The 13730-nt window shown below is 52.2% G+C and carries 17 protein-coding genes; 5 read left to right on the top strand and 12 right to left on the bottom strand.

The features are described 5' to 3' along the window. Positions 1–7 precede the first annotated feature (7 nt). Positions 8–772, top strand: a complete 765-nt coding sequence (locus tag IPM28_12385) for a hypothetical protein (GenBank protein ID MBK9173778.1) — start codon at positions 8–10, stop codon at positions 770–772. An 89-nt stretch (positions 773–861) separates the two neighbouring features. Here the strand turns inward: IPM28_12385 and IPM28_12380 are convergent, their stop codons facing one another. Continuing rightward, the gene (locus IPM28_12380) at positions 862–1134 is read right to left on the bottom strand and encodes a hypothetical protein (GenBank protein MBK9173777.1); all 273 of its coding nucleotides are present in this window, start codon (positions 1132–1134) and stop codon (positions 862–864) included. 202 nt (positions 1135–1336) lie between these two features. Continuing rightward, positions 1337–2737 (bottom strand): beta-lactamase family protein, encoded by a 1401-nt coding sequence (locus tag IPM28_12375; protein ID MBK9173776.1) that lies wholly within the window; start codon positions 2735–2737, stop codon positions 1337–1339. Positions 2738–2800: 63 nt separating this feature from the next. Here IPM28_12375 and IPM28_12370 point away from each other — a divergent pair, with 63 nt between their 5' ends. Further along, on the top strand, positions 2801–4336 hold the full coding sequence (locus IPM28_12370; protein MBK9173775.1) for an FAD-dependent monooxygenase: 1536 nt from the start codon (positions 2801–2803) through the stop codon (positions 4334–4336). A gap of 4 nt (positions 4337–4340) precedes the next feature. Here IPM28_12370 and IPM28_12365 read toward each other — a convergent pair whose 3' ends face one another. Beyond that, a complete protein-coding gene (locus IPM28_12365) occupies positions 4341–5513 on the bottom strand; it encodes a phosphodiester glycosidase family protein (GenBank protein MBK9173774.1) in 1173 nt (390 codons plus the stop codon). 26 nt (positions 5514–5539) lie between these two features. Here IPM28_12365 and IPM28_12360 point away from each other — a divergent pair, with 26 nt between their 5' ends. Together IPM28_12360 and IPM28_12355 are read left to right on the top strand one after the other, a co-directional pair. Next, entirely contained in the window at positions 5540–6937 is a 1398-nt protein-coding gene (locus IPM28_12360; protein MBK9173773.1) for a deoxyribodipyrimidine photo-lyase, read from the top strand. An 81-nt stretch (positions 6938–7018) separates the two neighbouring features. Then, positions 7019–7582, top strand: coding sequence for a hypothetical protein (locus IPM28_12355; protein ID MBK9173772.1), 564 nt, complete (start codon positions 7019–7021; stop codon positions 7580–7582). A gap of 57 nt (positions 7583–7639) precedes the next feature. Here the strand turns inward: IPM28_12355 and IPM28_12350 are convergent, their stop codons facing one another. Beyond that, entirely contained in the window at positions 7640–8314 is a 675-nt protein-coding gene (locus IPM28_12350; protein MBK9173771.1) for an arginine-tRNA-protein transferase, read from the bottom strand. Positions 8315–8323: 9 nt separating this feature from the next. On the opposite strand from IPM28_12350, the gene IPM28_12345 reads away from it, so the two are divergent. Next, complete coding sequence (locus tag IPM28_12345) at positions 8324–8485, top strand: DUF2256 domain-containing protein (protein MBK9173770.1); 162 nt, start codon at positions 8324–8326, stop codon at positions 8483–8485. On the opposite strand, the gene IPM28_12340 is transcribed toward IPM28_12345, so the two are convergent. From IPM28_12340 to IPM28_12305, 8 genes are all read right to left on the bottom strand, one after another. Next, positions 8475–8768: a Fe(2+)-trafficking protein gene (locus IPM28_12340; GenBank protein MBK9173769.1), complete on the bottom strand. Its 294-nt coding sequence runs from the start codon at positions 8766–8768 to the stop codon at positions 8475–8477. The genes IPM28_12345 and IPM28_12340 overlap by 11 nt on opposite strands. Before the next feature lie 34 nt (positions 8769–8802). Further along, on the bottom strand, positions 8803–9252 hold the full coding sequence (locus IPM28_12335) for a peroxiredoxin (GenBank protein MBK9173768.1): 450 nt from the start codon (positions 9250–9252) through the stop codon (positions 8803–8805). Continuing rightward, positions 9249–10271 carry a hypothetical protein gene (locus IPM28_12330; protein ID MBK9173767.1) on the bottom strand — a complete coding sequence of 341 codons (1023 nt, stop codon included), beginning with the start codon at positions 10269–10271 and terminating at the stop codon, positions 9249–9251. Before IPM28_12330 ends, IPM28_12335 begins: the two co-directional genes overlap by 4 nt. Before the next feature lie 81 nt (positions 10272–10352). After that, the gene (locus IPM28_12325; protein MBK9173766.1) at positions 10353–11363 is read right to left on the bottom strand and encodes a radical SAM protein; all 1011 of its coding nucleotides are present in this window, start codon (positions 11361–11363) and stop codon (positions 10353–10355) included. Next, a complete protein-coding gene (locus tag IPM28_12320) occupies positions 11360–11971 on the bottom strand; it encodes a DUF2721 domain-containing protein (GenBank protein ID MBK9173765.1) in 612 nt (203 codons plus the stop codon). Before IPM28_12320 ends, IPM28_12325 begins: the two co-directional genes overlap by 4 nt. Before the next feature lie 31 nt (positions 11972–12002). Further along, positions 12003–12341 carry a DUF962 domain-containing protein gene (locus IPM28_12315; protein MBK9173764.1) on the bottom strand — a complete coding sequence of 113 codons (339 nt, stop codon included), beginning with the start codon at positions 12339–12341 and terminating at the stop codon, positions 12003–12005. 33 nt (positions 12342–12374) lie between these two features. After that, positions 12375–13232 (bottom strand): fatty acid desaturase, encoded by an 858-nt coding sequence (locus IPM28_12310; protein ID MBK9173763.1) that lies wholly within the window; start codon positions 13230–13232, stop codon positions 12375–12377. Between the two features lie 92 nt (positions 13233–13324). Next, the gene (locus tag IPM28_12305; GenBank protein ID MBK9173762.1) at positions 13325–13675 is read right to left on the bottom strand and encodes a hypothetical protein; all 351 of its coding nucleotides are present in this window, start codon (positions 13673–13675) and stop codon (positions 13325–13327) included. Between the last annotated feature and the right edge of the window lie 55 nt (positions 13676–13730).

Here is a 13730-nt window from a genome sequence, read left to right as displayed (position 1 = left end):
TGCTCTTATGGACCATATTGTTCGCGCGTTGATGTGGATCCATTTCGTTTACTTGCTTTTGCTTCCGTCGTTAGCTGTCGTCGCCGCGTACATGATGTTCCCGAATGCCGAACTTCCGAAGTACCTTTGTGTGCTCGGCTTTCCGGCGGTCCTCATGTATTCGCTTTTTCTTGCGAACGGATATGCTATTCCCCGATCGCTTCCGGTCGCACTTTTCATTACGCTCACCATTCCTTTTCAGATCGCGTTGAACGTATTGCTTTTTGGCAGCGGCAGCATCTGGCTCTTCTTTGCGGAAAGCGCGGCCGTCTCGATCGGTTCATTTGTCTTCGGCACGATCATCGTCGCTCTCAACCATCGAAAGAGAGAGGTCAGCCGCCGGGAATTCATCTTCCTTTTAATGCTTGCGGTTCCGCTTTTTTTCGGCGGTCTTATACCGCATTTTCTTTCGGTCTTTTACGGCTACGGCGGTTGGTCGCCTTGGTTGGTTTTATTCGCGACCGCTTTCATCACAGCGGCATGGGAATACGGAAAGGTCTACCGTCGGGTCGAAGCGACACCAGGTGTGAAAAATGTTCCGCTCGAATTCGACGGAGGACGCCTCGCCAAAGTGCTTGGCATTTCAGATAAGAAGATCCAACTGATGTCTCCGACCTATCCGGTCAACGGTGGCCCGCAGCGGAGCGGTCGGGTTTTCACATTCGGGATAACAGCAATGCTGCTCCCATTCATCACGGCAATGGCGATCGAGTTCGCCTTCGGTTTATATTGACAAGGCTGGATGTCGTGAACGGTCGAAAAGGTAAAGGCCCGTCGAAAGTTCGTCGGGCCTTTATCCATTTAAGTTGAAAGTAGCCTTAACTACTTTTTCTTGGCTGCCGGTTTTTTTGCTGCCGGTTTTTTTGCTGCCGCCTTTTTTGCAGGAGCTGCTTTTTTCGCCGGAGCTGCTTTCTTCGGAGCTGCTGCTTTCTTTGCAGGAGCCGCCTTCTTAGCAGGAGCCGCTTTCTTCGGAGCTGCTGCTTTTTTTGCAGGAGCTGCTTTCTTGGCCGGAGCCGCCTTCTTAGGAGCTGCTGCTTTTTTTGCAGGAGCTGCCTTCTTCGCTGGTGATTTTGCTGCTGGTTTTTTTGCTGCCATATTTCTAGTCTTTCAAAGTGGATTAGGGTAAAGCTTTAGTAACCGAATATAACGTATCACAACTTTATTAAATTGTGTAAAGTTTTTGTTTAGGTTTTGCGTTGTATGTGTAAGAAAACTATTGACGTTAGGCTACGCGATCGGCGGCGGCCGGTTCCGGATCGAAAAGCGCGGAAGAGAACGTCGTGTCACTTCGACCGGATCACTCGTATTCCTCAAGCACCATATCGTTGATCTTGCCATCGCTGTCCAACGTGACACGCCACAAGAAGATATGTTTTTCCGAGCTTGAAAGAAGACGGTAAACCCTTGTATTTCCAACAGTTTCAAAGCCTACAACATCCATCGCGCGGATCGCACCGGATGAGGAGACAAGCTGCGTTGTGCGCTTAGATCGTTCGGTTGTGAAAGTTCGTACAAACTCGGGAGTGAATATACTCAGGTCTGATTCGTTGGCAATGCGAGCGCGTAACGCTCGTGAAATCAGTTCGAATTTATTTTTGTCGTGATCAGAAATTTTTTTGAAAAATTTCAAAGACAGCGTCGGAATAAAAAGTTTTGCGACGCGCGAAGCGATCAAATTTCCCATTCCGAGTTCGCCCAGATTCGTGAGTGCGATCACCGTGACATCATCATCGATGTAACGAAGAATGGCGGCACCAAATCCCGCGGTCTGTCCGGTGTGGCCGATAAGCTTGTGGCCGCGCACTTCAGAAATGCGCCAACCAAAACCGTAGACCGATCGTTCGCCGCTGCTGAGCGTGTACTGTGTCCATATCTCCTGCTTGCTCTCCGGTTTCAAAAACTTGCTGCCGCGAAGTGCGGCTTCCCATTTGATCATGTCTGCGATCGTCGAAGTGATCGAACCCGCGCCCATCAGATCGGTCAGACTGCCGTCGCGTCCGACGTAGCGATCGGTGCGCCATTCGTAACCGCCAGCACGCTGCGGAATGATGAACTGCGGGTCGCGGTCGCCGGTACGGGTCATTCCGAGCGGCAAGAAAATGCGCTCACGCATGAATTCCATATACGGCTTTCCACTCTGTGTCTGGATGATATATGCAAGCAGGTTGTAACCGCTGTTGCTGTATATGTTCTTTTCGCCCGGCGTGAATTCGAGTGGATACGGCGACAGTTGTTTGATGAACCCATCGATCGTGACTCGCCGCGAAAGCTCGAATCCGGTCAGGCTAGTGTAGCTCTTGATCCCCGAAGTATGTGTTAACAAATGTCTTACGGTCACATCTTTCCACGCTTCGGGCGTGCCGGGAAGGTACGCTGATATCTTTTCATCGAGACGTACTTTGCCGTCTTCGACAAGGATCATGATCGCCGCCGCGGTCATTTGTTTCGAAACCGAACCGATCTCGAAGACCGTATCGGTCGAAACAGGAACACCAAATTCAAGGCTGGCAATGCCGTATCCTTTCACCTTGACGGTCTTTCCATTTTTGATAACAGCGACGGCCGCACCGGGAATATTTTGTTCCTTCATTCGTTCAAGCACGATACGGTCGACATTGTCGGCACGAACGGAAAATGTCGCTGAGAGTGTCAGCAACAGGACGGCGAATGAAAATACGGCGGGTTGTTTCAGCTTCATATCAGATTTGTGATGAATGAGCAGGAGTTTTCAGTTTCAAAAGTATAGGAATACAATTCACATATGCAAACGGACGTCTTGATCGTAGGAGCCGGACCAACCGGGTTGTCATTGGCCAACCAACTGGCTCGATACGGAGTCGACTTCGCGATCGTCGATAAACGCGAAGGAACAACTCCGCATTCGAAGGCGATCGGTGTTCAGGCTCGGACCCTCGAGATTTATGAGCAGATGGAAATCGCCGACAGGCTTATCGCGCAGGGTTCGCACGCCGAGAAAGCTCGACTCGTCAGCGGCGGTGAAGTACGTGGTGAGATCGATCTTCGAAACATCGGTAAGGGAATGAGTCCTTTCCCGTTTCTCCTAATTGTCGAACAAGGCCTTCACGAGACATTGCTTTACGACCATCTTAGATCGTACGGCGTTGACGTGAAATGGCAGAGCAAACTTGAGAGCTTTACACACGACGAGACATCGGTCTCCGCTCAGATCGTATGCAAAGAAGTCCGCGATGAAATTAGCGCCAGGTACATTGTCGGCTGCGACGGCGCTCATAGTCCGGTTCGTCATTCGCTTGGGCTCAAGTTCGAAGGAGCTACTTTTGAGCGATTGTTCTATGTTGCGGACGTCGAACTCGACTGGGAGTTTTCGCATGACGCGCTGCACGTTAATCTGGGTGACGAAACGCTCACTGCTTTTTTCCCGATGGTCGGGACGCGACGTTGGAGGATCGTCGGCACATTCCCCGAGGGGCATGAGAAAGACCCGAGCGAGATACTCTTTGACGAGATCGAGCAACAGGTAACGCAAGACACGGAGCTGAAGTTTGACATAATCAAAGTCAACTGGAGTTCTGTTTACAAAGTCCACTCACGATCCGTGGAGAGCTTTTCGATGGGACGATGTTTCTTGGCGGGTGACGCAGCTCACATTCACACGCCCGCCGGTGCACAGGGAATGAACACCGGAATTCAAGATGGATATAACCTTGCGTGGAAGCTTGCTCAGGTTCTGAAGTACGGCTCTCCGAATTCACTGCTTGAAAGTTATAACGAGGAAAGGCTGCCGAACGCCAAGCGGTTACTCAGCACAACTGACCGGGTCTTCGATCTTGCGGCAAGCGATGAATGGTTCACCTCATTCGTCAGGAAAAATGTTTTCCCGTATGTTGCGAATTTTGCGCTAAGCTTCGACGCAGTGAAAAGGATCGTTTTTCCACTCGTCTCGCAGATCGGTATAAGTTATCGTGAGAGTTCGCTGAGCGAGACAGTAGGCAGCTTTGCAGTGAAAGCCGGGGATCGAATGCCCTGGCTTGAGATCGACGGACGGAGTATTTACAACGACCTTCGTGCGCCGATATTTCACCTTGTTATCTTCTCAGATGCAGCCTCCGAGATCCTGCCTCTTCCTGATGCGCTCTTGAACAAATGGAAGGAACGAATTGATTCGCACGTATATCCACTCGACACGAAGGTGCAGGAGGCGTTCGGCTATAACGATCCGTTCTTTGTGATCCTTCGGCCGGACAACTACATTGGGCTGCTCTCGGACGACCTCTCGCCGAACCGAATCGGGCAGTACCTGCAAAAGTTCGAATAGCCGCTTACCTGTTCTTTCGCAATGTTACCAGGATCGCGTCGCCGATCTTGCGTTCGCCGGACGGGTCGGAGGGTTTGTTGACAACCTTGCCGTCGAGGAACATCGTCGTCGATCCGCCGCCGTCGAGGTTCATTGCGTCGACCGCACCGAGCGAGAAAAGATACTCCGCCAATTCCTGCAGCGACATCCCGACGCTCACGCCCGGCTGGCGGCCATCGACCGTCATCATCAGAAACTTGCCGTCCTTCAATTTCGCCACCGCCGTCCGCGGATGCCGCGTCTCGGCAAACGACCTGCTCGCCTTCTCCTGCTCCCAAGTTATGTCGATCTTGCCGTTCTTGATGAGTTGGGGGACGCCCGCAACGATGTCGTCCACCATCTCAAGCGGCAGCCGAAGTCCATCCCGAAGAAGCAGTGGAAGCCGATAGTAGCTAACGTCGTCACCGGGCCGGATACCCGAAAGCTCAGTGGCAAGCTTTCCTGAGGCAGAGATCACGTATCCTTTGGCTGGTATCTCTATGTTTGCCGCCTTGCTTACTGAAGCCACCCTGCCATTCAGAATGGTTATGTTGACGCCAGCGAAGCCAGGCGGAGTAGAGGAACCGAACGCCTTTTCGTAAACGACGATCTCGTCCGCCTTTCCTTCACGGTTGATACCGTGGACCGGAAGCTTTCGGCCGTCCCATTCCAGGAAATGTTCGGTCCTAACCTGACCAAAACCGAGGTTCGTTACTGGGTAGTCCGAAATGAAAAGTGCTGTCCGATCATTTAGGGATTCGCTGAAAAGAATGCGGTCGATCATAAGCACGCCCGAGGCATCTCCGAGGTAAGCACTCTTGTCGAGCCGAAAGAATCCGGAATTGATAGCGGCGACAGCATTTCGGCGTTTCGCGATCGAAGACGTGGTCTCCACCCCGATCGCCGAATCTCCGGCATGCACGACATCGAGTCTGATCTTTGTTCGGTCGAGCCGCAGGAGGTTGATCTTCACCGGATCATCGCCGAGTTTGTGTTCGACTTGTGCGTACTCGACGCCGGGATGGAGCTGTTTGAAATCCTGTGCGGGAGTTTTGCCACAGAGAACACAGAGGGCACAGAGGGTGAAAACCAAATGAGCCGGCTTGACGAATCGATAGGTAGATAAAAGTTCGCGGAAGAACAGACTTATATATTTCATATTTCTCGGTGCTCTCTGTGACCTCTGTGGATTATATTAAATCGAAGATGCGGATCAACGAAAGAGTAGTCCTGCTAAATCAGAAAGATATCAACACAAAGGGTCGCTATGTTGTGTATTGGATTCAGATGTTCAAGCGGACGTCGCATAACCATGCGCTTGTTTGGGCGATACGGAAGGCGAACGAACTTAAACTGCCGCTGGTGGTTTATGAAGGGTTGAAGTATTACTACCCGTGGGCGAGCGACCGGCTGCATACGTTCATTCTTGAGGGTGTTGAGGAGAAGCGTAAAGAATTTGAACGGCTCGGCATTCGTTACATCTTCTATCTGCAGAAGGATGAAAGTTCGGCGAAGAACACGGTCGCGACGCTCGCGAAAGATGCCGCGTTGATCGTCACTGACGACTTTCCCTGCTTCATCATTCCCGGCCACAACCGACGGATCGCCGAGCGGGCGGACATTCCCGTCCACGCGGTCGATTCGAATGGGATCGTGCCGATGTCCAAGTTCGACAAGGAAGAATACGCGGCATACACGATCAGGCCGAAGATCAAAAAGCTGCTTCCGAATTATTTAAAGCCGTTCGTCGAGGAATCGGTCGAGTACGGCTCGCTCGAGTTGGACGTCGATTGTCCGGAGACGGTCGTGACGGCTGAAGCGATAAGCTCGCTGGTTGCCGCGTGCGATATCGATCATTCGGTGAAGCCGTCGGATGTTTATCATGGCGGGACGGCGAACGGCCGAAAGCGTCTCAAGAAATTTGTCGAAGAGATCTTGCCCGATTACGAAACTGCACGAAACAAACCCGACCGCGTAGGATCGTCGCGGCTTTCGTCGTACTTACACTTTGGCTTCTTGTCACCGCTTGAGATCGCACTCGCCGTACAGGACGCGGACGCACCTCAAGAATCGAAAGATGCTTACCTCGAAGAGCTTATCGTTCGGCGGGAGCTTTCGTATAACATGACACGGCACAATCCGAAATACGATTCGCTCGAGGCACTTCCGTCATGGGTACATAAGACAATGCGGGCGCATGCCGCAGACGAACGTGACGTTACATACTCGCTCGAACAACTCGAAGCAGGCGAAACGCACGACGAACTTTGGAACGCCTGCCAGCGTGAAATGGTCACGACCGGCGAGATGCATAACTACGTCAGGATGCTCTGGGGCAAGAACGTCATTGCGTGGTCGCCGTCTTACGAGCTCGCTTTTGAGACACTTGTTCACCTCAACAATAAATACTGCCTCGACGGCCGCAACCCGAACTCATATGCCGGCATCCTCTGGTGCTTCGGCAAGCACGACCGGCCGTGGATGGAACGGCCCGTGTTCGGCCAGATACGCTACATGACGAGCGGCAGCACCGGAAAGAAGTTCGATTCGAAAAAGTATATTGCGCTGACAAAGATGCTTTGACCTGACACGCGCCGCCGCAAAACTCCGCGTATGTGGATGGAGACGAAATGTCCCGATCATATATTCGAGGAGTTTTTGGCAATGATCAATCATATTTCAATCGCTGTTAATGAGCCCGAAAGGGTCGCTAATTTTCTGGCAGAGCTTTGGGACGGTTATGTTTATCCGTTTCCGCCCGCACCAAATTCATTTTTCGTTCTTGCCAACGACGGCCGAGGATCGGCTGTTGAGATAACGCCCGCAGGAACCGTGCTCGTCCCGGGCGAGGGGCTACCGGATGAGAACGACCCTGATGCCGTCACCGAAGAGCACGAAGCACAGTTCGTTAGAAGCGAGTTCGTTCCGCGTTATGTAGCGACACATCTGAACATCAACACCTCTAAAAGCATTGATGAGATCCGCGAGTTGGCGAAACGAGAAGGCTGGCGCGTGCTTGTCTGCAATCGCGGCGGCGGATTGTTTCAGCTCGTCGAGGTATGGCTCGAGAACACTTTCATGCTGGAAGTTATGACGCCCGAACAGACGCAGAGATATATTGAGATCACTGATCCGAAATTCATGGAAGCCGCTTTCGCATCAACCCTGCAACAGACACATCCGGCAAACGATCGCGTGCTGCCGACCGAACTGAGCATCATCGGTTGACGCTGTTGAACTCGGAAACGAAGTTGCGGCAAACAAAATGGTCTCGGAAATTCGCGATCACGCGGTGTTTGCCGCGACCGGATACCAGGTGTCGGCCCAATCGAACGCTTCCGTTGCACGGAAGCGTTTTTTGTAATCGTAAAAGGACGCTCCCTCGTAAGCATAGCCAAGATAGTAGAGTTCCTTTTTGGCGTCGATCGCGAACTCGATCTCTTTCAAGAGCGTGAACACGCCGAGGCCATACTTTGCCATTTCCGGATCGAACATCGCATAGATACCTGAAAGGGCGGTCGCACCGGCATCGAAATAGCTTTCGGCTACGAGTCGTTCGCCGTCGAACACGCTCAGCTGCATAGTATCGGCCGGCGAATCGGCCGCACGACGCGGGACAAAATTGCTGAGCGACTCCGGGACGCCTTCGCGAAATCTGATCTTATGCCGGACGAAAAGTCTCTCGGCTTCAGGAGTGAGGTTCAGTGGGCCGATCTTCGTCCGCAGCGACGTGTTACGCCGAAGGTTTCGACGCTGGCTTTTTGAGAACGTGAAATGCGCGAGGCGAATCCTGAGCGGCAAGACACACTGGATCTCGTCGTTGTGGAACCCGAGATTGTATCGGAAGAAGTGATTTCCGAAATGACGCCAACCTTGCTCCCAGAGAGCATCCATCTGGTCTGGGCGAGCGAAATCACAATTGAATTGTTCGTTGATTAGCTCAAGGTCGTTGAAGAACATCGGAAAGGAATGAAACCGCTCGGAAAATACAAAAAGCGTGACCTTCCAACCAAGATCTGCGAGCGGTGCGGCCGTCCGATGGTCTGGCGTGCACGCTGGAGACGAAACTGGGAAGCCATTAAATTCTGTTCGGAGCGCTGTCGCCGGACAAAAACGGCAATTACCAGTTGACCTTGCCTTCCTGCGATGTATCGATCTGTGCCAGTTCCACGCCTTCGTTGTAAAAGAAGATCTTCATGTTGTCGAAAAGAAACTCGTGAGAGTCTGGATTCGAAACATCGATCCCAAAATGATTGATAAGCTGGTTCTGCTTTTTCAGCCATTCTTTCCAACATTCGCCGCACATCTCGGCACCTATCTTCTGCCCGAGCTCGGTCGGGATCGGAGCGTAGCCCATCGGCTCAGTCTTTTGCCCGCACCGCCCGCACTTAAATTTTTCGCCGAATAACGCCATATTAAAATTCTACCACAGGGCGCTGATTTCAAATCTATCCGGCACGCCCGATAGCCGCCAGGACATCTTCGTCAGCCGGCTTGAACAGGCTAAGGGCCTGCACTTTGTGATAGGCGATCTTTCCGTCACCATCGATCACAACCACACCACGGGCCGAACGCCCCGGAATCCACGACTTCATCCCATACATCGCCGAAACCTTGCCATCAGTGTCCGCCAATAGCCGCAGCGGCAGCTCATTTTTCTCGGCAAACCCCTTATGCGACTCAACCGAGTCAGTCGATATCCCGACAACCTCAGCCCCGGTCGCCTGATACTCCGACCAGTGGTCCCGCACCGAACAAAGCTGAGCCGTGCAAACGGGTGAATTATCCGCAGGGTAAAAGATCAGCACGACCGTCTGTCCGCGATGATCGTCGAGCGACCATTGAGTCCCATTGCCGTCCTTCAGCGAAAACTCCGGAGCGTTGATTCCAATGTTCATTTTGTTATCCAGTTAGGGTACAACTTTTCGAGCGAGAATTTCTTTTTAAAATAGTCTTCACGCCATTTTGGAGCAAAACGATCCAGCAGCAAACCCTCGACCGCACCGAATGGATAGAACACTGTACGTTCCCGGGTTCCCATATCCAGCGATCGCATTTCTTTCAATGTCGACGCGAGTAGGCGCTCGGCCTCTCGATCGAACGGAACGTAATCAGGCAGCGAACGAAACGCCTTGCTCGGCTTCATCTTTCGGCCCGCGAGTTCTGCCATCCGATATTGGGTGTATCGCGAAATACCCTCCTGCCAAAGCTGAAACGAAGCGTATCTCAGATCATTCGGCTTCAACGAATCGGCAAACCGCCGGCGGACAGACAAATATTCGGCAGTCTTCGACCTTCTGTCGACATCGCTTTTTGTCTCGTACGCAGCCAGTAGGAGGTCGGCAAGCCCGCGAAATCCTCCGGCGATTTTTTGGTCGCTATATGGAAAGGGATAGTTGATCTGCCACATTCCGGTGGTATCGCCGCCGGCAAGATCGAGTGAGTTGACGCTCGGGTAATAATCAGGTCGCGAGTATTGCAGTTGGTGAAAATGTTCGTGCAGGACGACAAAGACCCAACGCGTCGAAGTCTTGTCTGACGTATTTTCAGCTTTTCCAACAACGATCAAAGGCCCGTTGCCGAGGGCAGGAAACGTCGCAAGAAAGCTCTTTTGAAATTTCCGTTGCCGGACAAATACCTCGCTCTTAAAGAGTTTGTCGTGTCCGATCGACGTGAATTCATCATTCGGTTTCGGATGCCGAATTAAGAATTCGTGGTCATCAGTGATGAACAAGATACCGAAGGGAGCCGTGCTCCATCCGGGCCAAAGTTGATCCTGAAGTCTTTCGCCGATCCTGTATACCTCTGCGATTCGAGTGCGATCGATCTCTTCGATCGCGGGTGCTGAATAGAACGCTGATGCCAATGCAACAAGGAAAATGGGGAATATTGATATGTAATGAAGCGCGTTTTTCATATCAACGAAGACGTTCAAAATAGCAATAATAGGACGGGTTCATCGAGAGAGCCACGCAGGCAAAGATCTTCGTTCAGGAAACTACTGAAAATCGCGAATATCTCGAAACGGCTTGTCCTTGTCGGTAAAATCCGGCCGGTAGTAATGCGATGCCGATTCATACTCCTGCATAAAACCTTCCTCCATCCCGAGCTCATCGAGCAGCGAGACTGCGTCGAACCATTCTCCTTCGGAGATGCGGCGGGAGAGGAGAATATACCTGTCGTCGGTCCCGGCTTTGTTGGTGGCGTAGTATTGGGCCATGAGAGAGATGGCAGTTTTGGGGGACAGCTCGTCGCGGATCCAGCGGAGGTTTGATTCGATGTCGGCGATGCCGTTTGGGAGGACGAGAAGGCGGATCATGAGGCCGCGTTTGAGCAGGCCGTCTTCGCCAAACTGAAGCGTGTCGCCCATCTGCCGGTGCATTTCCTTGATCGCGGCCCGAGCGTGTTCCTTGTAATCGCGGACCTTGGAATACTGAAAACCCGCAACGGAATCAGCGTACTTGAGATCTGGCAGATAGACGTCGACGATGCCGTCGAGCAATCGTAAGACCTCGAGCGAATCGTACGCATTTGTGTTGTAAACGATCGGCAGGTTCAATCCCTGTCGGGCGGCGAGCAAAATTCCGCGGGCCATCTGCGGAGCAAAATGCGTGGGCGAGACAAAGCCAATGTTATGGCAGCCGCGATCTTGCAGATCGAGCATCATCTCGGCGAGGCGTTCGTGGGTTATCTCGTTCTTTTTCTGCGTTTTCCAGGTTTGCGAGATCTGATGGTTTTGGCAATAGACGCAGCGGAGGTTGCAGTTGCCGAAAAAAATATTTCCGGCGCCATTTGTTCCGCTCAGACAGGGCTCTTCGCCAAAGTGTGCCGTGAAAGATGAAACGATCGGCAAGCGGCCCGAATAACATGCCGCGATCTCGTCGGAGAGACGGTCGTTGCCGCAGTCCTTCGGGCAGACGTTACAGGATCGGAGCAATTCCTCGAGCTTTTCAACGCGTTGGTCAAGCTCACCGGACCGAAGCAATCTGATGTACCCCGGTGCGTTCATTCGCGTCCTGTATTATCGCTGACAGGTTCGTCGGTTCGCTCAAGTACACCGACATCGGTCATTGTGTACCTACTGACGATCTCTTTTGGTGCGACGGTTTTTGCAAGTTTCCAGGTGAAGTCCATCTCGGCATTTATCGTCGCGGTTGCCATACTTGTTTCCCGAAGCATTTGTACCGAGCCGTAGAGCAAAAACAAAATGCCGACCACTCCGACAGGTATGGGAAGCCACCTGTATATGCCAAAAAGCCCGGCGACCGCGATCGTGACGCTCGTCAAGATAAAAAAGCAAAGTCCGTAGTAAAACGCGCCTTGAGCACGTTGGAGTATGCGTGCGCGGGTGGTCACCTTGTCGAGAAGGTCTACGATCACCTCGAGCCTGTGATCGTAAAGCGGAATTGCGTCTTTGTCCTCAGCAAGTATCACCTCACTCAGCCGCTTTTCAAGATCGCGTGCTCGATCGACCACACGTCCGAGACGGGTCGAGGTCGAAAGGACGAGAGAACCGGTCGCTGAGATCAACAACGCCGGTGTGATCATCGCCGTAAGAAACTCGATGGTCGAACTCATCGCCGTTGGATTTAGGTTTACAATATCGCCTGCTGCCATAATTCGATCTCACTTCCCCGATCCCGCAATTCTATCCCCGGTCGATGCTCATGACCCGTTCGGATTCGGCACGCATTCGGCCTGTTATCATGAACCAGATCATCTTGAAATCGCTTATGAAGGACCAAAACGGATATTTGAAGGTAGCCGGCCGGTTCTTCTCCACAACAAAATGAGCGAACCACGCAAAGGCATACCCGACAACAAAAAATAGCGGAAAGAAATACCATTGTCCGCGCACAACAAAGAACACCAAAAGAGCGATGCCCAATAACGTCCCGACCAGATGCAGCAAACGCGTAAAAGGTTTAGAGTGTTCGCGGACGTAAAAGTCCCAAAATTCGCTGTAACTCTGCAATTCTTTCGGCATAGCGTTTCTCCGTTTTTCGGGAATACTAATACCTTATGCCGCCTGTTTCAATTCCACAGGCGCTTTCGGGGCTTCGAACACGCGGATGTTCGTTGCCCAGCCTAACTTTTCAAATATCCGGATCGCTATCCAGTTCATATCAAATTGATACCATTCCAACCCGTGGCGGGCCGAATTTGGCGCCATATGATGATTGTTGTGCCAGCCTTCACCAAAGGTGAGGATCGCGACGAACCAATTGTTGGTCGAAAGATCGCCGGTCTCATGCGGACGCTGGCCGTATAGGTGCGATAGCGAATTGACGAACCACGTGGTGTGCCACCCTAAGACCACACGTCCGAAAACACCCCAAACGACCATTGTCCAGCCGCCGATCGCGAACAGAACAACTGCAGATATCACGATCGGAACCAGATAGAACCGGGAGATCAGGACATGGATCGGGTCTTTGAGAAGATCGGGAATATATCGCTTCAACGTAGGTTCGTCGTGGTCCTGCGCCTTGCCCCACACTACCCAGCCGATCTGCGGCCACCAGAAACCGGAACGTGCTGAATGCGGATCGCTATCGGTATCGACGAACTTATGGTGCATTCTGTGCGTGGCGATCCACTTTTCAGGCGAATCCTGCATTGACATCGTTGCCAGGATCGACAGTGTGTATTCAAGCCATTTCGGAGCTCTGAAACTGCGATGTGTCAACAGGCGATGCCAGCCGAGCCCGACGCCGAGACTTCCGACGATCCAGTTACCTATCAGCAACGCCGCCGCATTTTGCCAGCTGAAGGTAAAGACCACGGGAATCGCCAAAAGATGGAAGAATGAGACCATCGCTACGTTCTTCCAATTGATCGTCTCGCGGACCCGTTTGATTGTGAGGATGCTTTGCATGAGATTTCCCTTGATCGAAATGATCTGTCCCTATAAGAGTAACAGCCGGATTGCCGATCGTTTGTAATAGTTGAGTAAAAGGTAGGAAACAACTAGGAGATCGAGCGGACGATCTCGGCCACCGCAACCCCCGTGATGCCGCTTATTGCTTTTAGAACAAAACCAGCAGTCGAACAGATGGCGACTGCCCAAATTACCGAGACGGACACGCGAAACCCTCGGGCCAATAGCCTGCTGACAAGTGACGCCGCCGCGAGACTCGTCGCCACCGAGACAGCAAGAGCGAGCAAAGAGAATGTAACGATTCCGTATGTCGCATCGCTCTCGTTATAGCCATTTAACACAACGATGAGCAACAAGAAAGAAGCCGCTCCGAAGGCGATCTGCAAGATCAACGTAATGGTGAACGCGGCGAGCTTTGCTCCCATTGTGAGGCTGGTCAACTCGTTAATTGTCCCACAAATAAGGGATAGCTCAATCCCTATACGAAAATATTTG

This window comes from Chloracidobacterium sp., assembly GCA_016716305.1.
Lineage (GTDB): Bacteria > Acidobacteriota > Blastocatellia > Pyrinomonadales > Pyrinomonadaceae > OLB17.
The sequence above is the reverse complement of the archived record's forward strand: the minus strand, read 5'-3'. Positions and strand labels throughout refer to the sequence as shown.

Excerpts from the sequence above, each read along its gene's own strand:
- IPM28_12320 (MBK9173765.1), bottom strand. The coding sequence starts at position 11,971 with ATGGCAGCAGGCGATATTGTAAACCTAAATCCAACGGCGATGAGTTCG.
- IPM28_12385 (MBK9173778.1), top strand. The coding sequence starts at position 8 with ATGGACCATATTGTTCGCGCGTTGATGTGGATCCATTTCGTTTACTTG.
- IPM28_12315 (MBK9173764.1), bottom strand. The coding sequence starts at position 12,341 with ATGCCGAAAGAATTGCAGAGTTACAGCGAATTTTGGGACTTTTACGTC.
- IPM28_12380 (MBK9173777.1), bottom strand. The coding sequence starts at position 1,134 with ATGGCAGCAAAAAAACCAGCAGCAAAATCACCAGCGAAGAAGGCAGCT.
- IPM28_12345 (MBK9173770.1), top strand. The coding sequence starts at position 8,324 with ATGAAACCGCTCGGAAAATACAAAAAGCGTGACCTTCCAACCAAGATC.
- IPM28_12375 (MBK9173776.1), bottom strand. The coding sequence starts at position 2,737 with ATGAAGCTGAAACAACCCGCCGTATTTTCATTCGCCGTCCTGTTGCTG.
- IPM28_12370 (MBK9173775.1), top strand. The coding sequence starts at position 2,801 with ATGCAAACGGACGTCTTGATCGTAGGAGCCGGACCAACCGGGTTGTCA.
- IPM28_12330 (MBK9173767.1), bottom strand. The coding sequence starts at position 10,271 with ATGAAAAACGCGCTTCATTACATATCAATATTCCCCATTTTCCTTGTT.
- IPM28_12310 (MBK9173763.1), bottom strand. The coding sequence starts at position 13,232 with ATGCAAAGCATCCTCACAATCAAACGGGTCCGCGAGACGATCAATTGG.
- IPM28_12355 (MBK9173772.1), top strand. The coding sequence starts at position 7,019 with ATGATCAATCATATTTCAATCGCTGTTAATGAGCCCGAAAGGGTCGCT.
- IPM28_12325 (MBK9173766.1), bottom strand. The coding sequence starts at position 11,363 with ATGAACGCACCGGGGTACATCAGATTGCTTCGGTCCGGTGAGCTTGAC.
- IPM28_12335 (MBK9173768.1), bottom strand. The coding sequence starts at position 9,252 with ATGAACATTGGAATCAACGCTCCGGAGTTTTCGCTGAAGGACGGCAAT.
- IPM28_12350 (MBK9173771.1), bottom strand. The coding sequence starts at position 8,314 with ATGTTCTTCAACGACCTTGAGCTAATCAACGAACAATTCAATTGTGAT.
- IPM28_12365 (MBK9173774.1), bottom strand. The coding sequence starts at position 5,513 with ATGAAATATATAAGTCTGTTCTTCCGCGAACTTTTATCTACCTATCGA.
- IPM28_12340 (MBK9173769.1), bottom strand. The coding sequence starts at position 8,768 with ATGGCGTTATTCGGCGAAAAATTTAAGTGCGGGCGGTGCGGGCAAAAG.